Genomic DNA, 23,155 nt, shown 5'->3' with positions numbered 1-23,155 from the left:
AGGGATGCAGACCACCCTTCCCATCCATGACGCGCTGTCACCGCTGATTGCGGGGTTGCGCGCGCATGGCCGCGCCGTCCTGCAAGCGCCGCCTGGTGCGGGCAAGACCACCGTGGTGCCGCTGGCCATGCTTGAAGCGGGGCTGACCAAGGGTCGCATCCTCATGCTGGAACCCCGCCGCCTTGCGGCCCGTGCCGCGGCCGAAAGGATGGCGGAAACGCTGGGCGAGGCCATCGGGCAAACCGTCGGCTACCGCATCCGGGGCGATAGCAGGATCGGCAAGTCGACCCGGATCGAGGTTGTGACCGAAGGTATCCTGACGCGCATGATCCAGTCCGATCCGGGCCTTGCAGGCGTGGGTGCAGTAATCTTCGACGAATTCCATGAACGGTCCCTGAATGCCGATCTCGGTCTCGCGCTCTGCCTCGAAATCGCGGATGCTTTGCGCGACGACCTGATCCTGCTGGCCATGTCAGCCACGCTCGACGCCGAACCCGTCGCCGCCCTGATGGGCGAAGGCACCCCCGTCATCACCTCCCAGGGGCGCAGCTATCCCGTTGATCTGCACTGGCTCGACACGCCCCTTCCCAGGACCGCCCGGCTCGAGGATGCCTGCGCCGACCTGATCCTGCAGGCCGAGCGCAAGACCGAAGGCGGCATACTGGTGTTCCTGCCCGGCGAGGGCGAGATCCGACGCGTCGAGGCGCTATTGTCAAAGCGCCTGCCCGCATCCTGCACGATCCGGCCATTGTTCGGCGCCATGGATTTCGCGGCACAGCGCGCCGCCATCGCCCCTGTCCCGCAGCCCGGCACCCGCAAGATCGTACTGGCGACGGCGATCGCGGAAACATCACTGACGATCGAGGATATTCGCGTCGTCGTCGATGCCGGACGGGCGCGGCGCGCCCGCTTCGATCCCGGATCGGGCATGTCCCGGCTGGTGACCGAACGCGTGACGCGGGCCGAGGCCACACAGCGCGCGGGCCGTGCAGGCCGTGTCGCACCGGGCGTCTGCTACCGCCTCTGGACCAAGGGAGAGGAAGGTGCGCTGTCCGCCTATCCGCCCGCCGAGATCGAGGCAGCCGACCTGTCGCCGCTGGCCCTTGAACTTGCGCTCTGGGGGGCAACACCGGATCAGCTGGCCTTTCTCACGCCGCCGAACACAGGCGTCTATGCCGAAGCCCGGACGCTGCTGCAGATGCTGGGCGCGCTGGATGACACCTGCCGGATCACGGATCATGGCCGCAGGCTGGCCGCCCTGCCCCTGCATCCGCGCCTGGCGCATATGCTGGCCCTTGCCGGGCGACAGGCCGCACCATTGGCGGCCCTTCTGGCCGAACGTGACCCGCTGCCGCGCGCCGCCCCGGTCGACCTGAGCCTGCGACTTGAAGCGATCAGCGACCTGCGGCGCTACAATGACACCCGCCCTCACACCGCCAATCGCGCCGCGATCGAACGTATCAAGGCCGAGGCAAAGCGTCTTGCCGCCGGCGCGGGCGACGGCACCACCGGCAAGCTCGACGCCGCCGAAATGGCCGCCCTTGCCTACCCCGACAGGATCGGACAACGGCGCAAGGGCGATGCCGCCCGCTTTATTCTTTCGGGTGGCAAAGGCGCGGTTCTGGACGATCACGATCCGCTGGCGTCGGCCCGCCTGATCGTCGCCACTGATCTGGACGGCAACCCGCGCGAATCCCGGATCAGACAGGCGACGGCGATCACCGAAAGCGCGCTGCGCGGGCTCTTTGCCGATCAGATCCATTGGGTCGACCTGTGCGAATGGTCCCGCCGCGATCGCCGTGTGACCGCCCGGCGGCAGGAACGGTTTGGCGCGGTCGTTCTTGATGATCGCATCTGGTCCGACGCGCCAGGCGACATGGTTGCACGCGCCATGCTGGACGGTGTGCGCGACCTTGGCCTTGCCCCTTCGGCTGCCGCGCAACGCTTTCGCGCCCGTGTGGCACTGGCGCGCAAGGGCGGGCTCGACCTGCCCGACATGTCCGATGCCGCGTTGCTGGACAGCCTTGCCGACTGGCTACTGCCCCATCTGGGCGGCGTTCGCACCGCCGCGGACTGGAAAGCCTTCGACCTGATGCCTGCCCTGCGCGCCATGCTGGACTGGAACAGCCAGCAGGCGCTTGACCGCGCGGTGCCTTCGCATTTCACCACGCCACTGGGGCGCAACATCCCCATCGACTATGACGGCGCGGCGCCTGCCATCGAACTGCGCCTGCAGGAAATGTTCGGCCAGACCGTCCACCCCACCGTTGCAGGCCAGCCTTTGCGCGTGACGCTTCTGTCGCCCGCAGGCCGCCCGGTGCAGACCACGATGGACATTCCCGGCTTCTGGGACAGCTCCTATGCGGATGTGCGCCGTGACATGCGCGGGCGCTACCCGCGCCATCCCTGGCCCGAAAACCCGCGCGAGGCCGATCCGACCCTGCGCGCCAAGCCACGCGGCACCTGACAGCTGCCACTTTTTTGCGCCGGACAGGGCAGAACACTGCACAGCAATCGCGCATTGCTTTGCGTTTCCGCGCAAGACGGCGTATAATCGAAGAATAACGAAAAAAACAAACAGGCAGAAACTGCCAGGCAGGCGCGGACTTACGGCTATGTTCAATCCATTGAAAGCAGCATGGACCAATATGGTCCAACCCCTTCTGGCGCGGCCCAAACGGTTGCAGGTCGCAGCGCTTTGCCTGCGCGGCAAAGGTGCTGACCGCGAGGTTCTTCTGATCACGTCCCGCGATACCGGTCGCTGGATCCTGCCGAAGGGCTGGCCGATCGACGGGCTGTCCGCACCAGGTGCGGCATTGCAGGAAGCCTGGGAAGAGGCCGGGGTGAAGACCGGGCGCATCGCCCAGGAACCGATCGGCAGCTATGACTATGCAAAGCGCATGGAAGGCGGTGTACCTGTCCCGGTCGAAGTGAAGGTCTTTGCCATCACCAACGTCCAGATGGTCGATGCCTATCCCGAAGCCGAGGAACGCAATCGCCGCTGGTTTCCTTCCGGCAAGGCCGCGGCGCTTGTGGACGAACCCGGATTGCAGGACATCCTGCGCGATTTGTAACTGTTTTGTTACAATTTTATGACACCTTGCTTGAACTGAGGGGCAAACCCCTCTAGGGCCGTGGCTGATTGTCAACGGCTCGTCCCTGCGGATGCGCCAACGGGAAGAAGGCGCATCACGATGTCGGAGCATGGCAACAGCTGGGCCACTCTGGACAAGGATCTCAATCGTATCTCCCGCGTGGAATCCGCGACGGCCTATGTCTCGCGCCCGCTGGTGGGAATGGGGATCGCCCTGGCCTTCATCGTGTTGGCCGGCCTGATGGCCGCCATGCTGATGGGCACCGAAGACCTGAACATCGTGGTCGTCGCGGCCGCCGTCTTCGGGGCCTACATGGCGCTGAACATCGGCGCGAATGATGTGGCCAACAACATGGGCCCGGCGGTCGGGGCCAATGCGCTGACCATGGGCGGCGCGATCGTGATTGCCGCCATCTTCGAAAGCGCGGGCGCCCTGCTGGCGGGCGGTGACGTTGTCTCGACCATCTCGCGCGGGATCATCGACCCGGCCGGCATTGCCGATCCGCGCATCTTTGTCTGGGCAATGATGGCCGCGCTGATCTCATCGGCACTCTGGGTCAACCTTGCCACATGGGTCGGCGCACCTGTATCGACCACGCATTCCGTGGTCGGTGGGGTGATGGGCGCGGGCATCGTGGCGGCGGGCCTGGGCGCGGTGAACTGGCCCAGCATGGGCGCCATCGCCGCAAGCTGGGTGATCTCGCCGCTTCTGGGGGGGCTGATCGCCGCGGCCTTCCTGGCCCTCATCAAAAGCCGCATCATCTACCGCGAGGACAAGATTGCCGCGGCCCGTGTCTGGGTGCCCGTCCTGCTGGGCATCATGGCCGGAGCTTTCGGCACCTACCTCTCGCTCAAGGGCCTCAGCAAGGTCGTCAAGATCGACATCGGAACGGCGCTGCTGATCGGGCTTTTCGCCGGGATCGTCTGCTATGCGGTCTGCGTCCCACTGATCAGGCGCCAGTCCGAGGGGATGGAAAACCGCAACAAGTCCCTCAAGGCACTCTTCGGCCTGCCGCTTGTCTTTTCGGCGGCCCTTTTGTCCTTCGCCCATGGTGCGAATGACGTGGCCAACGCGGTCGGACCACTGGCCGCCATCGTCCACGCGATCGAGGACGGCGGAACCGCGGCGAAAGTCTCGATTCCAAGCTGGGTCATGGTGATCGGCGCCTTCGGCATTTCTTTCGGGCTGTTCCTGTTCGGCCCCAAGCTGATCCGGATGGTGGGCAGCCAGATCACCAAGCTCAACCCGATGCGCGCCTATTGCGTGTCGCTCTCTGCAGCCATCACCGTGATCGTCGCCAGTTGGCTGGGCCTGCCGGTCAGTTCGACCCATATCGCCGTGGGCGCGGTCTTCGGTGTCGGCTTCTTCCGGGAATGGGATCACGACCGACGCGCGCGCAACGGCAACCATGTCCCGGCCACGGCCAAGCGCATCGCCCCGGAGGAACGGCGCCGCCGCAAACTGGTGCGCCGCTCGCATTTCCTGACGATCATCGCGGCCTGGGTGATCACGGTCCCCGCCGCCGCCCTGTTGTCCGGCGTCATCTTCCTGGGCCTGTCACGGCTGCCGGGTTAACCCGGCCAGCGGTTTCTTCTTGCCCGAAATATCCCGGGGGGAGTCCGCAGGACGGGGGGCAGCGCCCCCCGCCCGACAGGGCCACCAAGGGTTACTTTTCCAGACACCAGCGCATGATCGCCTTTTGCGCATGCAGGCGGTTCTCGGCCTCGTCGAAGATCACCGAATGCGGCCCGTCCATCACTGCGCTTGTCGCCTCGTCATCGCGATGGGCAGGCAGGCAGTGCATGAACAGCGCGTCAGGCTTGGCGCGCGCCATCAGCGCCTCGTTCACCTGATAGGCGCGCAGCTGGTTGTGGCGCCGCTCGCGCGCCGATTGCGGATCATGCATGCTGACCCATGTATCGGTCACGACAAGATCCGCCCCCTCGACAGCCTTGTAGGGATCGCGCTCGATGGTGACGCTCACACCCTTGGCACGGGCCTCTTCGATGAAGACCTGCTCGGGATCCAGCGGCGGCGGGCCGGTGAACACCAGGTCGAACCCGAATTGTCCGGCCGCATGGGCAAAGCTGGCAAAGACGTTGTTGCCATCGCCGGACCAGACCACCTTGCGCCCGCGGATCGGGCCGCGATGTTCCTCGAAGGTCATGATGTCGGCCATGATCTGGCAGGGATGGGTGCGGTTGGTCAGCCCGTTGATCACCGGAACCGTCGCATGTTCCGACATCTCCAGCAGCGTCGCCTCCTCGAAAGTGCGGATCATGATCATGTCCACGTAACGCGACAGCACACGGGCGGTATCCGCGATCGTCTCGCCATGCCCCAACTGCATGTCTGCGCCCGACAGCACCATGGTCTGCCCGCCCATCTGGCGCACACCGACGTCGAAAGACACCCGCGTCCGGGTCGAGGGCTTCTCGAAGATCAGCGCGACCATCTGACCGGCCAGCGGCTGATCATCATCGGGCATGCCCTTGGGCCGGCCAGCGCGTGCATCCTTGATCGCGCGCGCATCGTCGATCATGCGCCGCAGTTCGGCAGGCGAGGTTTTGTTGATGTCCAGAAAATGCGGCATGTGGATCTGTTCCTGAAAGGGGAGGATCAAAGGGGGGCCAGCCCCCCACGCCCAACTGCGTTGTGCGATCCCCCCGGGATATTTGTGGCAAAAAGAAACTCAGGCGGATTTGCCCTCGAGCGCAGTGGCGGCGCGGTCGAGGCGCGCGACCGCCTCGGCGATCTCCTGGTCCGAGAGGTTGAGCGGCGGCAAAAGCCGGATGACATTGTCGCCCGCAGGCACCGTGATCAGCTGCTCGGCATAGCCCGCGGCAACCACATCCAGGTTCGAGGGCCTGCATTTCAGACCCAGCATCAGGCCGGTGCCGCGCACGCATTCGAAAACCGTCGGATGCGCGGCGATCAGGCCTTCAAGCTTCTGGCGCAGGGCACCGGCGCGTGCGCGCACACCTTCAAGAAACGCCGGTTCGGACAGGATCTGCATCACGGCCAGACCCACGGCACAAGCCAGGGGATTGCCGCCATAGGTCGACCCATGGGTGCCGGCGGTCATGCCCGATGCCGCATCCTCGGTGGCCAGAACCGCCCCAAGGGGGAAACCGCCACCGATACCCTTGGCGACCATCATGATATCGGGTGTGACGCCCGCCCATTCATGGGCAAACAAGCGCCCCGTCCGCCCCATGCCGCATTGCACCTCATCCAGGATCAGCAGCGTTCCGGTCTGATCGCACAGCGCGCGCAGCCCCTTGAGGCACTGATCCGGCAGGGGGCGGATACCGCCCTCGCCCTGGATCGGCTCGATCAGAATGGCGGCGGTCCGCTCGTTGATGGCCGCGTGCAGGGCGTCATGATCGCCCCAGTCCAGATGGACGAAACCGGGCAGCAGCGGTGCAAAGCCCTTGACCATCTTTTCCGACCCGGCGGCAGCAATGCCCGCCGAGGACCGGCCATGGAACGATCCGTTGAAGGTGATGATATCGGTCCGCTCTGGCTGGCCTTTGTCATACCAGTACTTGCGCGCCATCTTGACCGCCAGTTCGCAGCTTTCGGTGCCCGAATTGGTGAAGAAGACCGTATCGGCAAAGGTCGTTTCAACCAGCTTGTCGGCCAGCGCCTGCTGCTGCGGGATCTGGTAGAGGTTCGACACATGCCACAGCTTGCCGGCCTGTTCGGTCAGCGCCGCGACCAGCGCGGGATGCGCATGACCCAAGGCGTTCACGGCAATGCCTGCCCCCATGTCCAGGAAGCGTCGCCCATCAGCCTCGATCATCCAGCTGCCTTCGCCCTTCACGAATTGCAGGGCAGCGCGGTTGTAAGTTGGCAAAACGGACGGGATCATCGTGATCTTCCTTTCATGGCAAGGCCCTGTGAGTGCATCAGCGGGGGCCTCAAGTCAACAATCTCGAAGGAAATGCACCTTGTGACGCAACAAATGGCAAGCACTGCCTTCGATGGGGTTGGTAGGGGGTGGGTTGCGCCGTGGCGCGGGAAACAAAGCGGCGGTGCCGTCAGGCGCGGATGCGTCGACGTCGGCTGATCGCGAAAAGGCGGATGCTTGTGTTCATGCGACCTTGCTTATCTTCAATCCGGCGCTGCGCCAAGATGGAAAAGCGCGCGCTTGTCCGCAAGCGGTCAGGCCTTCAGCCGATACCCGGTGCGAAACATCGCCCAGGCGACAAGACCCGCGGCAAGGGTCGTGACGGAACAGACGGCCAGACCCAGCCAGGGCGAACTGTCGGACACCCCCAGCACCCCGAAGCGCACCCCGTCGATCAGGTAGAAGACAGGGTTCACATGGGTGATTTCATAGATCACGGGCGGCAGGGCCGCGACGGAATAGAAGGTGCCTGACAGGAAGGCCAGTGGCGTGACGATGAAGTTGGTGATCGCCGCCATCTGGTCGAACTTGTTGGCGAATATCCCCGCAACCAGCCCGACCGCCCCCATCAGGGTGGACCCAAGGATCACGAAGACAAGCGCCCAGAGCGGATGCACGATCGGAATACCCAGGACCAGCAGGATACCGAGGCCGATGGCCAGGGCCACGGCCAGACCTCGCACCAGCCCGCCCGCCAGGTAACCGATCACCAGCTCGCCTGCCGAGAGCGGGGGCATCAGCGTGTCCACGATATTGCCCTGCACCTTCGAGATCACGATCGAGGAAGAGGTATTGGCAAAGGCGTTCTGGATCACCGTCATCATCAGGATCCCCGGTGCAATGAAGGCTGTGAATGACACGCCCAGCACCTCGCCCCGGTTGGGACCGATGGCGATCGAGAAGATCAGCAGGAAAAGCGCGGCCGTGACCAGCGGTGCCAGCAGTGTCTGCGTCCAGACCGAGACGAAGCGCATCACTTCGCGCAGGGCGAGGGTGTAAAGGCCAAGCCAGTTCACGCGGCCAAAGCGGCGGTTTCCCATGTCCAGTGTCTGCGCCATCGGGGGGGCCCTCGTGGTTGCGCCCATGAAAGGGCATTGGCGATGCCGGAGGCGCCCATCAGCACGTCAGACGTGATTCGGCACCTTGTAACTCGGCAAGGGTTGTTTAGAATAGGACGCTCTGAGATGACAGGGCGGCCCCGGGCAATGCGGGCCGCCTTTTGGGTAAGGAAAGACCATGTCCTGGACCGATGAGCGCGTCGAACTGTTGAAGAAAATGTGGGGCGAGGGCCAGTCGGCCAGCCAGATCGCCAAGGAACTTGGCGGCGTGACGCGCAATGCCGTGATCGGCAAGGTTCATCGCCTGGGCCTGTCCAACCGTGCGGGCCCCACGCCCACGCCGGCCACGCCTGCCGCCACAGGTGCCGCAGCCAAGCCCGAGGCCAAGGCAAAGCCGGCGCCGAAGCCGGCCGAAGCAAAGGCACGGCCCGCCGCAAAGCCCGCGCCGCGCCCGGTCGAAGACGATGTGGCAGAGGTTGACGAGGACGAGGATACCGATACCCGTCCCGCAACGGTGCCGCACACCCGCAAGGCGATCATCCCCGCGGGTCAGCCCCTGCCGCCGCAGCCCTCGGCCAACGAGATCAGCCCCGAGGCGCTGGCCAAGGTATCCGAGATCGAGAAGAAGGCGCGCCGCCTGACGCTGATGGAACTGACCGAGCGGACCTGCAAATGGCCCGTGGGTGATCCCGCGACCGACAAGTTCTGGTTCTGCGGCCTGCCCACACAGCCGGGCAAGCCCTATTGCGAGGCACATGTCGGCGTGGCGTTCCAGCCCATGTCCTCGCGCCGCGATCGCAAGCGATAATCGGCCATATCCCCATGCCCTTAGAGAGTGTCCCATGATGGGACATCTCTCGCATCCTTTTTTTTCAATGGGTTGGCGAGGCCTGTTAGGGATATTTTAACGGGTTGAGAGCTGCGGATGGAGATTTAAAGACAGCATAGGTGTCACCAAGTCTTAAGGTGTGCCTATTTTTCCCACAGCTATAATTAATGTTGACGCTCTGCATGACAGGTTGTCCAGACGACAATCAATTCTACTTCAAACGCAATAAGTTACAATCATCGCACTCTCAGTTTCAAGCAACGTCCCCATAAACTTGCCGAAACTGATAGACTGGAGATGAACGGCATGGCACTCGGGTCATGCGCCGATAGGCATTTGTAGGTGAAATTTTACAGTATTAGCAGGGTAAGCTCGATGGATAATTTACAAAAAAGCCAATTGATCATGGCTAAAATATTGGAAAAATCCATGGAAGCAGGGGTCCAAGAGTGGACGCTGAAGTTTGATGACCTGGACCTCGAAGTTGATTTCGCCTCCTTTTTTTATCCATGCCTTGAATGGTTGGAGAGTGAAGGCCTAATAAGAGTTGGAGCATACTGGCGAACACTGGACGGTCCTGCGTCAGGCGATGTGCAAAACGTTCACCTTACATCCTTTGGTCAGGCAGCATTGCGCCGGGAAGTCCAAATCAACGGAAACGTGGAAAAGGTTTCCGAAACTGTCAGGAAAATTAGTAAAGAACCCGCTTCCTACTCAAGATTTGGTGATTTCTTAGGTTCAGTTCTCGGTGGGTTTACAAAGTCGATTAGCTCTTGATCGACCCTGTGGCGTAAGAAAAAAATTGCGCAACAAATACTTTCAGGAATTCAAACCCAACATAGCCACTAGGCCGCACGGTCGCCGGCACGCGGGGTGGCGATGCGACGATGGTTCTGGGCAGTTTATGGTTGCCCGGTCATCGAACGATCATTCTGGTCACAACGTTTGCAAAATCGCCGCCCCGGGGGGCGTGTCGGCGATCGCGCGGCGGTGCTACGCACCTTGATTCCGCGCGGGGGTTTGGGGAGAGGACGGTGCAAAATGGGCCAGCCGTCCCCGCCCTGGCTTTTCACGCCGCCCGCAGCCCCGCCATCACCCGCGACAGGTGATAATCGGTATCGCCAAGCTGGGCGTCCAGCATGACCAGGCGCTTGGCGTAATGCGAAATCGGGTATTCCCAAGTCATCGCGATACCGCCGTGCATCTGGATCGCCTCTTCCGCCACCAGGCGCGCGGCGCGGCCGATCAGGTTCTTGGCCATGGACACGAAGCGCGAGGCGTCGGGGCCATCAAGTTCCGCTGCCGCCTTGATGGTGATCGAGCGGGACTGTTCGATCTCGGTCAGCATGTCCACGGCACGGTGTTGCAGCACCTGGAATTTGCCGATCGGCACGCCGAACTGCTTGCGGGTGCGCAGATAGTCGAGCGTGGTGGCATGGGTCACCTCCATCGCGCCCACGGCCTCGGCGCAGAGCGCCAGCGCGCCGGCATTCAGCGCATCGGTCAGCGCTTCGGCGGCATCGGCCAGCAGCAGCGTGGCGGGCGTGTCGTCCAGCAGCACCTCGGCCGCGCCGCCGCCATCCATCATCGGATAGCCTGCGATCTGCGCGTCGGAAGCCTGCACCTGGAACAGCGCGGGCTTTCCGTCCAGCATGGCCGCCACAAGGATCACATCGGCCGCCTGCCCGCCATAGACGGATGATTTGCGGCCCGACAGCACATGACCGTCACCCTTGGCGGTGGCGGTGCAGGCGATCTGGTCCAGCTCGTAGGGGGCTTCGACCTCGCCCACAGCGACGGCGTATTTCACTGCGCCGGACAGCAGCCCTTCCTGATCGGCGCCGACCTTGGTCAAAAGGCGGCTGGCCATCGCGGCGCCCAGCATCGGTTCGGGGTTCAGCGCGCGGCCCAAAGCCTCGAACACCACCATGATGTCGAAACCGGTGCCGCCAAAGCCGCCCGCATCCTCCGGGGCCAGTGCGAAAAGCGCGCCAAGTTCGGCCAGTTCTTCCCATTTCGCGGGGTCATGGCAGGGCAACGCATAGGCCACCTTGTTGCGGTGATCGACGGGGTATTTGTCGCCCAGATAGCGGGTCAGGCTGTCCTGCAGCATCCGGCGGTCTTCGGTCAGGTTAAAGTCCATCGGTCAAAGCTCCAGCATGGTCTTGGTCAGGATGTTGCGCTGGATCTCGTTCGATCCTCCGAAGATCGAGGTCTTGCGGTTGTTGAAATAGCGCGCGGCGTTGTTTGACGTGCCCTCGGGCCCGAACATGATGTTTCCATCGGTCATCGAGCCGGGGAACGGGGCGGCGACGGGGCCAAGCGCGCGGCGCGCCAGATCCTTGAGCTCCTGATGGATCACCGTTCCCTTGATCTTGAGGATCGAGGTTTCCGGCCCCGGTGCGCCCTGCTGCTGCGCCTTGAAGAGCATGCGCAGGTTGGTGATCTTCATCGCTTCAAGGTCGATTTCGGCACGGGCAATGCGCGCGGCGAAAAGTGGATCTTCGATCAGCGGGCGGCCACCCCGACGAACCTTGCGGGCCAGCGCCTTGACCTCTTCCAGCGACTGCATGGAAAAACCGACGCCTGCGATGCCGGTACGTTCATGGGTCAGCAGGAACTTGGCGATGGTCCAGCCCTTGTTTTCCTCGCCCACCAGATTGCTGACGGGGACGCGGACATCGGTGAAGAAGACCTCGTTCACCTCGTGCCCGCCCTCGATCAGCTTGATGGGGCGCATTTCGATGCCGGGCGTGTCCAGATCGACCAGGATGAAGCTGATGCCTTCCTGCTGCTTGGCCTCGGGGTCGGTGCGGCAGAGGCAGAAGATCTTGTTGGCGTGCTGGCCCAGCGTGGTCCAGGTTTTCTGGCCGTTGATCACATAGTGATCGCCGTCGCGCACGGCACGGGTCTTGAGGCTGGCCAGATCCGATCCGGCGCCCGGTTCGGAATAGCCCTGACACCACCAGTCGGTGCCGTCCAGAATGCGCGGCAGGATCGTGTCCTGCTGTTCCTTGGTGCCGAAGGCTTGCAGCACCGGCCCCAGCATGTTCAGGCCGAAGGGCACGATACGCGGAGCGTAGGCGCGGCAGCATTCTTCCTCGAAGATATGTTTCTGCACGGGCGTCCAGCCGGGTCCGCCGAATTCCACGCCCCAAGTGGTCGCAAGCCAGCCCTTGCGGTTGAGGATGGCGTGCCATTCCTCGGCCATTTCCTTGGTCTGTTCGGTGCCATTGCGCACGGCGTCCGAGATGCGCTTGGGCAGGTTCTCGGCCAGATAGGTCCGCACCTCATCGCGGAAGGCGATTTCTTCGGGAGAGAAGCTCAGGTCCATGTCTCAGGCCTCCTTGTTCATGTCTGCGAATGATGTGCCGTTCGCGGCCATCTTTTCAAGCAATGCGGGGACCTGCCAATAGGTCGCATCCTCCTTGGCATAGGTCTTGATGCGGTCCACCAGTGCGGCCGCGCCGATGGTGTCGGCATAGTGCAGCGGGCCGCCGCGGTGGCGCGGAAAGCCGTAACCGAAGAGGAAGACCATATCCACGTCCAGCGGGCGGCGGGCAGTGCCGTCTTCGACCACGTGGGCGGCCTCGACGATCATGGCGGTCATGTAGCGGTCCACGATCTCCTGGTCGGTGAAGTCACGCGGCGTGATGCCCGCGTCGGCGCGTGCCGCGTCGATGAAGGTCGCAACGGCGGGGTTGGGGGAGATATCCTTGCCCTCGTAGACGTAGTAGCCCTTGCCGGTCTTGCGGCCGAACCAGCCTTCCTCGCAGATGCGGTCGGCGACGGCACCTGCGTAACGCTCGTTCGGATCGCGGGTGGCGGCCTTGCGTTTGCGGGTCATCCAGCCGATGTCGAGGCCGGCAAGGTCACCCACCTTGTGCGGGCCCATGGCGAAACCGAAACCTTCAAGGGCGGTATCGACCTGCTGGGGCGTGGCGCCATCCAGCACCAGATATGAGGCGGTCTTGCTGTAATGCGCCAGAATCCGGTTGCCGATGAAGCCGTCGCAGACACCGGCGCGCACGCCGACCTTGCCCAGTTTCTTGGCCAGCGCAAAGCCGCTGGCGACCACATCCGCTGCCGTCTTGTCGGCCACGACGATTTCCAGCAGGCGCATCACATGCGCGGGGCTGAAGAAATGCAGGCCGATCACGTCCTGCGGGCGCGAGGTCACGGCGGCGATCTCGTCGATATCGAGATAGGAGGTGTTGGAGGCCAGGATCGCGCCGGCTTTGCAGATCGCATCAAGCTTGCCGAAGATATCCTTCTTGACGGACATATCCTCGAACACGGCCTCGATCACCAGATCGACATCCGCCAGCGCGCCCATGTCCAGCGAGGGGGTCAGATTGGCCAGTGTCGCGTCGCGCTTGTCGGCCTTCAGCTTGCCGCGCTTGACGGCCCCGTCGAGGTTGCCGGTGATCGTGGCGATGCCCCGGTCCAGACCGTCCTGCGCGACTTCCACCAGCGTCACCTTGAGACCCGCCAGAAGGCAGGCGGTGGCGATGCCCGATCCCATCGTGCCGCCACCGATCACGCCCACATGGGCAATGTCGCGCGCGGGGCCTTTCGCCTCGGGGATGTTGCTGACGGCGCGTTCACCGAAGAAGGCGTGGATCAGGCCCGCGCGCTGCGGCGTGTCCATACATTCCATGAAGGCGGCGCGTTCGATCTTGAGGCCCTCGGCCAGTGGCAGGGTCGCGGCCGCCACCGCCTCGACGCATTTATGCGGCGAGAAGAGATGCGGCAGGGTCTTTTTCAGATGCGCGGCAGTCTGGTCCAGCGTGGCCTGATCCGGGATCACGGCGATCTGGTCGGTGCGTCGGGTGGCCAGCGTGCCGTCGATGACGTCCTGCGCAGCCTTCAGCGCCACGTCGCGCGGATCGCCTGCCTCCAGACGGTCGATGATGCCAGCCTCAAGGGCTTCCTTGGCGGGAACCTGACGGCCCGAGAGGATCATCTCGAGCGCGAAGGGAACGCCCGTCAGGCGCGGCATGCGCTGCGTGCCGCCAGCGCCAGGCAGCAGGCCCAGCAGGATTTCCGGCAGGCCGACGCGCAGCCCTTCGATCCCGATGCGGGCATGGGTGGACAGGCCCAGTTCCAGCCCGCCGCCCAGAGCCGTGCCATGCAGCACGCTGATGACGGGGATGTTCGAGGCTTCGATGATGTTGAACACATCGGGCAGTGCGGGGGGCACGAAGGGCTTGCCGAATTCGCGGATATCGGCCCCGGCCACGAAAGTGCGGCCTGCGGCGTAGATGGCGATGACCTTCGCGGTGCCTTGGGCGTTGAGCGTCTCAACCGCGTCCTGCAAGCCCTGCCGCACGGCCTGCCCGGTCGCGTTGACCGGCGGATTGTCGATGCAGATCAAGGCGATATCGCCGACCTTCTCGATGGAAATGCAATCGTTTACGGCTGTGGTGTCAGACATTCTATCCTCCCGAATTGGGCAGGACGGTAGTGCCTTGGACCAGACCCGTCAATCAGTGGAAGACTGTTTTGCCTGTCGGAATAAGCGATGTGACGCAACGAATATCCCTGCGATTGCGCACCGGGGCATCAGGGTCAAACCCGGTCTGCGGCTTGGGTCCGCCCCTTGAGATAAAGCATCCGCGCCAGCATCGCCAGCAGGCCGATAGCCCCTGAACAGATCACCAGCACGACCCATGGCAAAGGGCGCATCCCCAGCCTGCGCGCATCCGGCACCATGAACACAAGCGCGCAGCACCCGGCCAGCAAAAGATCGAACCAGATCTGCACACCCCAGGCATTGCGCGTATGTTCCGCCCAGAACCCGAAAGGCCCGCCCGTCAGGATGGCATAAAGGCTCCAGCCCGCGAAGCCCGCAGACAGAAGCGCAGCACCGATCCAGGCATCAGGGCCAAGCGGGCGTTGTCGCAGGGCATGGGTCAGCATGAAAGTGACGGCGGCAAGGCCGGCAAGCAGCGGCAAGATATCAAAGAGGGGCATGGGCAGGTTTCCTTGGGCAAGAGGACGATGTAGCATCCGCTTCAGACTAACAGGATGTAGCGAGCGCTACAACAAAAATGTAGCACTCGCTACAGGCAGGAAGAATGGCACTGACGCAGGATCGCAAGGAACAGTGGCTGGACGGAATGGCGCAGCATGTGCTGGTCCATGGCCTGAACAACGCCAGCCTGCGCCCGCTGGCGCAGGCGGTGGGCACCAGCGACCGGATGCTGATCTATCACTTCGGCAGCAAGGAGGGCCTGATCGACGCGCTGCTGAGGCACCTTGCAGGCGGATTCGTCGCCGGGCTTGAAGCGGCGCTGCCGCCGGGGCGCGCGGCCAGCCTGCCCGCGTGCCTGGCCGAGGTGGTGGCACTCCTGCGCAACCCTGCGATGGCGGGCTATGCGCGCATATGGATGGATATCCTGTCGGCCGCCGCGGGCGGGGACGCGGCGCATCGGCAGGCCGGACAGGATATCATGGCGGGTTTCGCTCTTTGGCTTGAGGGGCGATTGCCCGAAGGCACGCCCGACAGCGCCACCACGGCCGCGACGCTGCTGACCCTGCTGGAAGGGGTGGTCGTGATGGACAGCGTGGGCCAGCAGGGCATGGCTGATGCCGCAATCGCGGTCATCGGGCAAAGCCTCAGCCGATGATCTCGAACCGGTTCACGTCAACCAGCCCCCGGTCGGTGATCTTCAGAGCGGGGATCACGGGCAACGCAAGGAAGGCCAGTTGCAGGAAAGGCTCCTCCAGCGTCACGCCAAGCGTGCGGGCCGCAGCGCGCAAGGCGACAAGGTGGTCGCGCACAACCTCGAACGGCTCAAGGCTCATCAGGCCAGCGACCGGCAGCGCCAGTTCGGCCAGAACCTGCCCGTCCCGCACCACGACAAATCCACCCTCGATCTGACCCAGACGGTTGGCGGCAAGGGCCATGTCGGCGTAATCCGCACCCACAACGGCGATGTTGTGATGATCGTGACACACGGTCGAGGCGATGGCCCCCGCCTGCAGGCCGAAGCCGCGCACGAAACCCGTGGCGATATTGCCGTTGCGCCCATGTCGTTCGATCACGGCGATCTTGATCAGGTCGCGCGCGGGATCGGGGCGCTTGTCGCCATCGGTGATGGGGATCACCTCGTGCAGGTGATCGGTGATGATCTTGCCCGGAATGATGCCGATGACATCCGTTGCCTCGCGATTGCCGGTCGTGCGGAAATCCTGCGGCATGACATGCGGGGCCTTGACCGAGGCACGCCCGACCGGCAGCACGGTCGCGCGCGCGGCAAAGGCCTTGTCCGTGACCTCTGCACCGCCACAGAGCACCAGCCGGGCATGGCAGCCTTCGAGCGAGTCGATCGCCACGATATCGGCGCGTTTGCCCGGCGCGATCAGCCCGCGATCCTTGAGGCCGAAGGCCTCGGCCGCGGAAAGGCTGGCGGCGCGATAGGCGGCAAGGGGCGGGACGCCCGATGCGATCAGGCTGCGGATCATGTAATCAAGATGGCCGTGTTCCGCGATATCCAGCGGATTCCGGTCATCGGTACACAGGCACATGTAGGGGGCCGTCAGATCGGTCAGAAGCGGGGCCAGCGCAGCCATGTCCTTGCTGACCGACCCTTCGCGGATCAGCACGCGCATTCCTTTCTGAAGTTTCTCGCGCGCCTCGGCGGCAGTCGTCGCCTCATGCTCGGTGCGAATGCCGGCGGCGACATAGCCATTGAGGTCGCGACCTGTCAGTTGCGGCGCATGCCCGTCGACATGGCCGCCACGGAACAGGTCAAGCTTGGCCATGAGGGCGGGATCGCCCGCCAGCACACCGGGAAAATTCATCATCTCGGCCAGCCCGATGCCCTTGGGGTGGCCCATGAGTGCGGCCAGATCGGCGGCTTCGATCCGTGCGCCGGAGGTTTCCATCTCGGTCGAGGGCACGCAGGACGAAAGCTGCACACGGATATCCATCAGCGTGCATTCGGCCGCCTGCTGAAAATAGCGGATGCCTTCGGGGCCGATCACATTGGCGATCTCGTGCGGGTCGCATATTGCGGTCGTCACCCCGCGCGGCGCCACGCAGCGGTCGAACTCGTGGGGCGTGACGAGCGAGCTTTCGATATGCAGATGGGTGTCGATGAAACCCGGCACCAGGATCAGGCCGGTCACGTCGATGACCTTGCGCGCCTCATAGCTGGCACAGGTGCCCACGATGGTATCGCCGCAAATGGCGATATCGCCCTCCAGCAGCGCGCCGGTGATCAGGTCGAGGATGCGACCGCCGCGCAGAACCAGATCGGCAGGCGTCTGGCCCCGGCCCTGGGCGATGAGGGTGGCAAGCGGTTGCATGGCGGTCCTTTCACTGGCGTTGGCCACAGGGTGCCATAGTGGCGCGACAAGGGCGAGAGCGCAGGCCGGTTGCAGCGGCAGGATCGGATATTTGGAGCAAGAAGAAACAGTCAGGCGCGGCGCAAGGCGGATCCGAAGGCGCTGCCTGCGAAGATCAGGGCCGCGACACAGACGATGCTGGGCCCGGTAGGGGTGTCATGGAGCAGCGAGGCTTGCAGCCCCCCCAGCACTGACAGGGCCGCAACGATGACCGCGATCACGGCCATGCCTTCGGGCGTACGGGCGAAGGGGCGCGCGGCGGCGGCGGGGATGATCAGCAGGGCCGCGATCAGCAGAACTCCCACGACCTTGATCGCAACCGCCACCACCACGGCGAGGGCCAGGGTCAGGACAAGCTGTTCGCGCCGGGGATCAATCCCCGAGGCATGGGCCAGATCGGGATTGAGCGTCGCGGTCAGAAGCGCCGCCCAGCGCCAGGCAAGCAAGGCAAGGACCAGCGCGGCGCCACCCCATATGACGGCCAGATCCGTCGTGCCGACCGCCAGGATATCCCCGAAGAGATAGGCCATCAGGTCGATCCGCACGCCCGACAGGAAGGACACCGCGACAAGGCCGAAGGCCAGCGCCGAATGCGCCAGCACCCCCAGCAGCGTATCGACCGCATAGCCGCGCCCGGACAGTGCCGTGACCGCAAGCGCCATCAGCAGCGCCATCACCATCGCGCCCAGAAAGACCGAGACCGACAGGGCCAGCGCGATCGCCACACCCAGGATCGAGGCATGGGCCGTGGCATCCCCGAAATAGGCCATCCGCCGCCAGACCACGAAACACCCCATCGGTGCCGCAGCCAGCGCCACGCCCAGACCGGCCAGCGCCGCACGGATCATGAAATCGTCCAGCATCAATGCACCTTGTCGCGGGCGGCCTGATGCACCGGCATGACCGCATCATCATGCGCATGAGCATGGGAATGGCCGTGATCATGCCCGTGATCGCAGCCGTCATCATGGCTGTGGTTGTGATCATGCCGGTAAAGCGCCAGTGCCCCCTGCGTACCCGAACCGAACAGCGCGCGGTATTCGGGCGCCGAGGCCACGATTTCCGGCGTACCCTGACAGCAGACATGGCCGTTCAGGCAGATCACCCGGTCAGAGGCGCTCATGACCACGTGCAGCTCATGGCTGACCATCAGGATCGCGCAGCCCAGGCGGGCGCGCACATCCTCGATCTGGCGATAGAATGCGGCCGAACCGGGTTGGTCCAGACCCTGCGTCGCCTCGTCCAGCAGCAGCAGATCGGGCTTTGACAGAAGCGCGCGGGCCAGCAGGACGCGCTGGAACTGTCCGCCGGAGAGGTCGGTCATCTGCCGGTCGCTCAGGTCGGGCACGCCCGCCTGTTCCAGCGCGGCGGCCACATCGGCGGCAGGTTGCCGGCGCGGAAGGGACATGAAGCGCGCCACCGTCATCGGCAGGGTCGGGTCAATCGCCAGTTTCTGCGGCACATAGCCGATCCGCAGGCCTTCGGCGCGCGACACGCGCCCCTCCTTGACGGGCACCGCGCCGATCAGGGCGCGCAACAGCGTGGACTTGCCCGAGCCGTTGGGTCCGACGATGGTCACGATCTCGCCCCGATCGATGGACATGTCCACATGGTTGAGAACCCGGTGCCCCCCGTAACCCACGCTTAGGTCGCGGACCTCGATCAGGCTCATGCCGCGGCCCCTTCCTGGCAGGCCGGGCAAAGGCCCTGCGCTTCGACCACGGTGCTTTCGATCACGAAGCCCGCCGCCCGCGCCACCGACCCCAATGTGCCCTTGGCGGGTTCGGATTGGGTTTCCTGCACCACGCCGCATTTGCGGCAGATCAGGAAAGCCGGCGCATGGGTGGCATTGGGATGCGAGCAGGCGATATAGGCGTTCAGCCCTTCGATCTTGTGCGCGAATCCGTTGCTGACAAGAAAGTCCAGCGCGCGGTAGGCCACGGGCGGCTGGGAGCCCAACCCCTCGGCCTCGAGCCGGGCGAGGATGTCATAGGCCCCCATGGCCTTGTGCTGCTGCAAGAGGATCTCGAGCACGCGGCGGCGCACCGGGGTGAGGTTGATTTTCCGCTGCGCGCACAGATCTTCAGCCGCCGACAAGGCGTCGGCGATGCAATGATCGTGGTCGTGCGGATCGAATCCATGGGCTGTCATCTTGCCCCCCTGCTAGGTCATCCCAGCCAGGAATGCAATGTTATAACATTCGATTTGCAATGTTATAACATATCGACTAGACCGGCCTACGTCCTGTCATCAACCGAGGAATCGCCCATGCGCCCCGTGTTCCGTCCTGTCTCCGTGTCGTTTGGCCTGATGGCTGCATTGCTGTCCTCCGCAGCCATCGCGGACGTGCCCCGCGTTGCCACGGACATCGCACCCGTGCATTCGCTTGTGGCGCAGATCATGCAGGGGCTGGGCGAACCATCCCTGATCGTGCAGCCCGGCGCGTCGCCGCATGGCTATTCGATGCGCCCCTCCGAGGCGCGGGCGCTTGATCAGGCGGATCTGGTCATATGGGTCGGCGAGGCCCTGACACCCTGGCTGGAAGGGCCGATCGCCACGCTGGGCGAGAATGCCGACAAGATCGAGCTGATGTCGGTCGAGGGAACGATTGTTTACGATTATCGCGAGGGCGCGACCTTCGGACATCATGACCACGACCATGGCGCGGATGACCATGCCAAGGACCATGACCATGACCATGATCACGATCATGCCAAGAACGAGGCGAAGGATCATGATCATGACCACGCGGAAAAGGCGCATGATCACGCGGAGCACGACCATTCGGGGCATGACCATTCGGGGCATGATTCCCACGCATGGCTGGACCCGGTGAACGCGCGTCTCTGGCTGGGCGTGATCGCAGCCGAACTGGGGCGACTGGACCCGGACAACGCAGCGGCCTATGCGGCCAATGCAGCCGCCGGGCAAGCGGATATCGATGCCCTGCAAGCCGAGATCGCGGCCATGCTTGCCCCGGTGTCGGACAAGGGGTTTGTGGTTTTCCACGATGCCTATCAGTATTTCGAGCGCCGCTTCGATCTGGCCGCCGCGGGGGCCATCACGTTGAGCGATGCCAGCACCCCCAGCGCCGGCCGAATCGCCGAACTGCGAGACGCCGTCGCGACCATGGGGGCTGCTTGCGTCTTTGCCGAACCGCAGTTCGACAAGCGCCTGATCGATACGGTCTTCGCGGGCAGTGCGCGTGTCGGATTGCTGGACCCGCTGGGCCAGGATCTTGCACCGGGGGCGGCGCTCTATCCGCAGATGATGCGCGGCATGGCCATGTCCTTCGCGGACTGCCTGGCGGGCTGATCGCCCTGCGTTTTCGCACCTTCGCGAAAAATAGCGAACATTTCCGCCAGGACTTCATCTGGGCGTTACACTGCGCCTTTAGCCAGCGCATCATGATACGGGATGATGCCAAACCCTTGTGGCGGCGCAGATCACAGGGGCCAAAAGCGCTTGACTTGCCCGGGCGCTTCGGCCCAATCCTTTCGTATCGTTTCAGAAATGTTCGCTTCGGCGCGGGCTTGGTTTCGGGCTCTTGTCGCAAGCAGCACAATCAGAACCATGAAACGTCTGGGAGGACGACATGAAAATCAAGACATTGAACCTGGCCCTGGTCGCGTCCATGGCATGGGGAACCGCCGCTTCGGCGCAGACTGAAATCCAGTGGTGGCATGCCTTCACCGGCCGCCTGGGCGAGTTGCTGGACGCGCAGGTCGCGTTGTTCAACTCGACCCAGTCCGACTACAAGGTGGTGGCGACCCACAAGGGCAACTATTCCGAGACGCTGAACGCCGGCATCGCGGCCTTCCGCGCGGGCGAGCAGCCCCACCTGCTGCAGGTCTTCGAAGTGGGCACCGCCACGATGATGGCGGCCACCGGCGCGATCAAGCCGGTCTACGAGGTGATGCAAGCCTCGGGCCTGGAGTTCGACCCCAACGCCTATATCCCCGCCGTGACCGGCTATTACACCAATGCCGATGGCCAGATGCTGTCCTTCCCCTACAACTCGTCGACGCAGGTTCTGTATGTGAACCGCGACAAGCTGGCCGAAGCCGGGATCGACCCGGATGTGGACCTGTCGACCTGGGAAGCCTGGGACGGTGTGCTGACGCAGCTGAAGGATGCCGGCGTCACCTGCCCCTACACCACCTCCTGGCAGAGCTGGGTGCATCTGGAAAGCTTCTCGGCCTATCATGACGTGCCCTTCGCCACGAAGGAAAACGGCTTTGGCGGCTTTGACACCGAACTGGTGTTCAACGGCCCGCTTCAGGTCGCGCATATCGACCAGCTGGGCAAATGGGCACAGGAAGGCAAGTTCATCTACGCCGGTCGCCGCAACGAAGCTGGCGCGAATTTCCGGGGCGGTGAATGCGCTCTGTTCACCGAAAGCTCGGCTGGCTATGCCGGCGTGAAGGCCGAAGCGCAGTTCGCCTTCGACATCCGCCACCTGCCCTACTGGGATTCGGTCGAGGCCGCGCCGCAGAACACGATCATTGGCGGTGCATCCGTCTGGATCATGGAAGGCAAGCCGGCCGAGGAATACGCGGGCGTTGCCGCTTTCCTGAACTTCCTGTCCTCGCCCGAGGTGCAGGCCAAGTGGCACCAGGACACCGGCTATCTGCCGATCACGACCGCCGCGGGCGAGCTGACCAAGTCGCAGGGGTTCTATGACGCGAACCCCGGCACCGAGATCGCGGGCCTGCAGATGACCCGCAACACGCCGACCGAAAACTCCAAGGGTCTGCGCCTGGGCAGCTTTGACCAGGTCCGTACGATCATCGACGAGGAACTGGAAGGCGTCTGGTCGGGTCAGAAGACCGCACAGGCCGCGCTGGACAGCGCCGTGGAGCGTGGCAACCAGCTGCTGCGCCGCTTCGAGCAGGCCAACCGCTAAGGCGCAAGCCATGGGAACGGCCCCCGGCAAGATCGGGGGCCGTTTTCTTTCGGCCGGGCATGCCCCATACTTTCGCCACCGCTGACAAAGACCGGACCCCCGCATGGAAAAGCGCGTCATCTTCAAGGGCTGGATGCTGCCCGCCCTGCTGCTTCTGCCGCAGATCGTGATCACCGCGATCTTCTTTTTCTACCCGGCGGGTCAGGCGATCTGGCAGTCGATGTTCGTGCCCGATCCCTTCGGCCTCAAGACGCAGTTCGTGGGCCTGGGCAATTTCGAATACCTGCTGGGCGATCCCTATTACCGGGCGTCCTTCGTGACGACCGCGATATTCTCCAGCCTTGTAACCGTGGTGTCGATGGGCGTGGCGCTTTACCTGGCCATCCTGGCCGATCGGCTGATCAAGGGCTCGGGCACCTATCGGACGCTGCTGATCTGGCCCTATGCCGTGGCCCCCGCCGTGGCAGGCGTGCTGTGGATGTTCATGTTCAACACCCGCGTGGGCGTGGTGGCCTGGTATCTTGGCCTTCTGGGCTATGACTGGAACCACGTTCTGAACGAGGCCGAGGCGATGGGCCTTGTCGTCGTCGCCTCAAGCTGGGGGCGTATCAGCTATAATTTCCTGTTCTTCCTGGCGGGGCTTCAGGCGATCCCGCGGTCGGTGATCGAAGCCGCCGCCATTGATGGCGCAAAGTTCTGGACACGGTTCCGCACCATCGTCTGGCCGCTGCTGTCACCCACCACGTTTTTCCTGCTGGTCGTCAACGTCGTCTATGCCTTCTTCGAGACCTTCGGCGTGATCCACACGATCACGGCGGGCGGGCCGCAGCAGGCCACCACGATCCTTGTCTACAAGGTCTATTCCGACGGTTTCGTCGGGCAGGATCTGGGATCGAGTGCGGCGCAGTCGGTGATCCTGCTGGTGCTTGTGGGCCTTCTGACCGTGATCCAGTTCAAATTCATCGAACGCAGGGTGCATTACTGATGTCTGAACAACGC

General features: G+C 63.9%; 20 protein-coding genes. 9 read left to right on the top strand and 11 right to left on the bottom strand.

Translation table 11 applies throughout. The annotated features are described in order from the left end of the window. The first annotated feature begins 4 nt into the window (after positions 1 to 4). The 3 genes from hrpB to ACMUJL_RS13790 all read left to right on the top strand — a co-directional run bounded on the left by hrpB (position 5) and on the right by ACMUJL_RS13790 (position 4,670). On the top strand, positions 5 to 2,467 hold the full coding sequence (hrpB, locus tag ACMUJL_RS13800) for an ATP-dependent helicase HrpB (protein WP_375573426.1): 2,463 nt from the start codon (positions 5 to 7) through the stop codon (positions 2,465 to 2,467). A 181-nt stretch (positions 2,468 to 2,648) separates the two neighbouring features. Next, entirely contained in the window at positions 2,649 to 3,074 is a 426-nt protein-coding gene (locus ACMUJL_RS13795) for an NUDIX hydrolase (RefSeq protein WP_375573428.1), read from the top strand. Positions 3,075 to 3,194: 120 nt separating this feature from the next. Next, positions 3,195 to 4,670 (top strand): inorganic phosphate transporter, encoded by a 1,476-nt coding sequence (locus ACMUJL_RS13790; RefSeq protein ID WP_068291233.1) that lies wholly within the window; start codon positions 3,195 to 3,197, stop codon positions 4,668 to 4,670. Between the two features lie 91 nt (positions 4,671 to 4,761). Here the strand turns inward: ACMUJL_RS13790 and argF are convergent, their stop codons facing one another. From argF to ACMUJL_RS13775, 3 genes are all read right to left on the bottom strand, one after another. After that, positions 4,762 to 5,688: an ornithine carbamoyltransferase gene (argF, locus tag ACMUJL_RS13785; protein WP_068291231.1), complete on the bottom strand. Its 927-nt coding sequence runs from the start codon at positions 5,686 to 5,688 to the stop codon at positions 4,762 to 4,764. A 99-nt stretch (positions 5,689 to 5,787) separates the two neighbouring features. Next, positions 5,788 to 6,969: an aspartate aminotransferase family protein gene (locus ACMUJL_RS13780; RefSeq protein WP_375573431.1), complete on the bottom strand. Its 1,182-nt coding sequence runs from the start codon at positions 6,967 to 6,969 to the stop codon at positions 5,788 to 5,790. 293 nt (positions 6,970 to 7,262) lie between these two features. After that, entirely contained in the window at positions 7,263 to 8,066 is an 804-nt protein-coding gene (locus ACMUJL_RS13775; protein ID WP_068291227.1) for an ABC transporter permease, read from the bottom strand. Between the two features lie 178 nt (positions 8,067 to 8,244). On the opposite strand from ACMUJL_RS13775, the gene ACMUJL_RS13770 reads away from it, so the two are divergent. Together ACMUJL_RS13770 and ACMUJL_RS13765 are read left to right on the top strand one after the other, a co-directional pair. Next, positions 8,245 to 8,874 carry a GcrA family cell cycle regulator gene (locus ACMUJL_RS13770; protein WP_068291225.1) on the top strand — a complete coding sequence of 210 codons (630 nt, stop codon included), beginning with the start codon at positions 8,245 to 8,247 and terminating at the stop codon, positions 8,872 to 8,874. Positions 8,875 to 9,270: 396 nt separating this feature from the next. Further along, positions 9,271 to 9,672, top strand: a complete 402-nt coding sequence (locus ACMUJL_RS13765) for a hypothetical protein (RefSeq protein ID WP_375573434.1) — start codon at positions 9,271 to 9,273, stop codon at positions 9,670 to 9,672. Between the two features lie 292 nt (positions 9,673 to 9,964). Here ACMUJL_RS13765 and ACMUJL_RS13760 read toward each other — a convergent pair whose 3' ends face one another. From ACMUJL_RS13760 to ACMUJL_RS13745, 4 genes are all read right to left on the bottom strand, one after another. Beyond that, positions 9,965 to 11,038, bottom strand: coding sequence for an acyl-CoA dehydrogenase family protein (locus ACMUJL_RS13760; protein WP_068291224.1), 1,074 nt, complete (start codon positions 11,036 to 11,038; stop codon positions 9,965 to 9,967). Between the two features lie 3 nt (positions 11,039 to 11,041). Further along, positions 11,042 to 12,229 (bottom strand): acyl-CoA dehydrogenase family protein, encoded by a 1,188-nt coding sequence (locus ACMUJL_RS13755; protein ID WP_068291223.1) that lies wholly within the window; start codon positions 12,227 to 12,229, stop codon positions 11,042 to 11,044. A 3-nt stretch (positions 12,230 to 12,232) separates the two neighbouring features. After that, on the bottom strand, positions 12,233 to 14,332 hold the full coding sequence (locus tag ACMUJL_RS13750) for a 3-hydroxyacyl-CoA dehydrogenase NAD-binding domain-containing protein (RefSeq protein ID WP_375573437.1): 2,100 nt from the start codon (positions 14,330 to 14,332) through the stop codon (positions 12,233 to 12,235). A 134-nt stretch (positions 14,333 to 14,466) separates the two neighbouring features. Further along, positions 14,467 to 14,871, bottom strand: a complete 405-nt coding sequence (locus ACMUJL_RS13745; RefSeq protein ID WP_375573439.1) for a hypothetical protein — start codon at positions 14,869 to 14,871, stop codon at positions 14,467 to 14,469. A gap of 104 nt (positions 14,872 to 14,975) precedes the next feature. On the opposite strand from ACMUJL_RS13745, the gene ACMUJL_RS13740 reads away from it, so the two are divergent. Beyond that, positions 14,976 to 15,527, top strand: coding sequence for a TetR/AcrR family transcriptional regulator (locus tag ACMUJL_RS13740; RefSeq protein WP_068291219.1), 552 nt, complete (start codon positions 14,976 to 14,978; stop codon positions 15,525 to 15,527). On the opposite strand, the gene ade is transcribed toward ACMUJL_RS13740, so the two are convergent. From ade to ACMUJL_RS13720, 4 genes are all read right to left on the bottom strand, one after another. Beyond that, on the bottom strand, positions 15,517 to 17,211 hold the full coding sequence (gene ade / locus ACMUJL_RS13735) for an adenine deaminase (RefSeq protein ID WP_068291218.1): 1,695 nt from the start codon (positions 17,209 to 17,211) through the stop codon (positions 15,517 to 15,519). The genes ACMUJL_RS13740 and ade overlap by 11 nt on opposite strands. Positions 17,212 to 17,321: 110 nt before the next feature. Continuing rightward, positions 17,322 to 18,113, bottom strand: a complete 792-nt coding sequence (locus tag ACMUJL_RS13730) for a metal ABC transporter permease (protein ID WP_375573443.1) — start codon at positions 18,111 to 18,113, stop codon at positions 17,322 to 17,324. Further along, on the bottom strand, positions 18,113 to 18,922 hold the full coding sequence (locus ACMUJL_RS13725; RefSeq protein ID WP_068291214.1) for a metal ABC transporter ATP-binding protein: 810 nt from the start codon (positions 18,920 to 18,922) through the stop codon (positions 18,113 to 18,115). The genes ACMUJL_RS13730 and ACMUJL_RS13725 overlap by 1 nt, the downstream gene beginning before the upstream one ends. Next, a complete protein-coding gene (locus tag ACMUJL_RS13720) occupies positions 18,919 to 19,401 on the bottom strand; it encodes a transcriptional repressor (protein ID WP_068291212.1) in 483 nt (160 codons plus the stop codon). The genes ACMUJL_RS13725 and ACMUJL_RS13720 overlap by 4 nt, the downstream gene beginning before the upstream one ends. A 117-nt stretch (positions 19,402 to 19,518) precedes the next feature. Between ACMUJL_RS13720 and ACMUJL_RS13715 the strand changes: the two genes are divergently transcribed. From ACMUJL_RS13715 to ugpA, 3 genes are all read left to right on the top strand, one after another. Beyond that, on the top strand, positions 19,519 to 20,565 hold the full coding sequence (locus tag ACMUJL_RS13715) for a zinc ABC transporter substrate-binding protein (protein ID WP_375573446.1): 1,047 nt from the start codon (positions 19,519 to 19,521) through the stop codon (positions 20,563 to 20,565). 280 nt (positions 20,566 to 20,845) lie between these two features. Continuing rightward, positions 20,846 to 22,156 (top strand): sn-glycerol-3-phosphate ABC transporter substrate-binding protein UgpB, encoded by a 1,311-nt coding sequence (ugpB, locus tag ACMUJL_RS13710; protein WP_375573448.1) that lies wholly within the window; start codon positions 20,846 to 20,848, stop codon positions 22,154 to 22,156. A gap of 103 nt (positions 22,157 to 22,259) precedes the next feature. Continuing rightward, positions 22,260 to 23,141: a sn-glycerol-3-phosphate ABC transporter permease UgpA gene (gene ugpA, locus ACMUJL_RS13705; protein ID WP_068291209.1), complete on the top strand. Its 882-nt coding sequence runs from the start codon at positions 22,260 to 22,262 to the stop codon at positions 23,139 to 23,141. Positions 23,142 to 23,155: the final 14 nt, after the last annotated feature.

The organism is Seohaeicola sp. (genome assembly GCF_048006315.1).
GTDB lineage: Bacteria > Pseudomonadota > Alphaproteobacteria > Rhodobacterales > Rhodobacteraceae > Seohaeicola.
The sequence above is the reverse complement of the archived record's forward strand: the minus strand, read 5'-3'. Positions and strand labels throughout refer to the sequence as shown.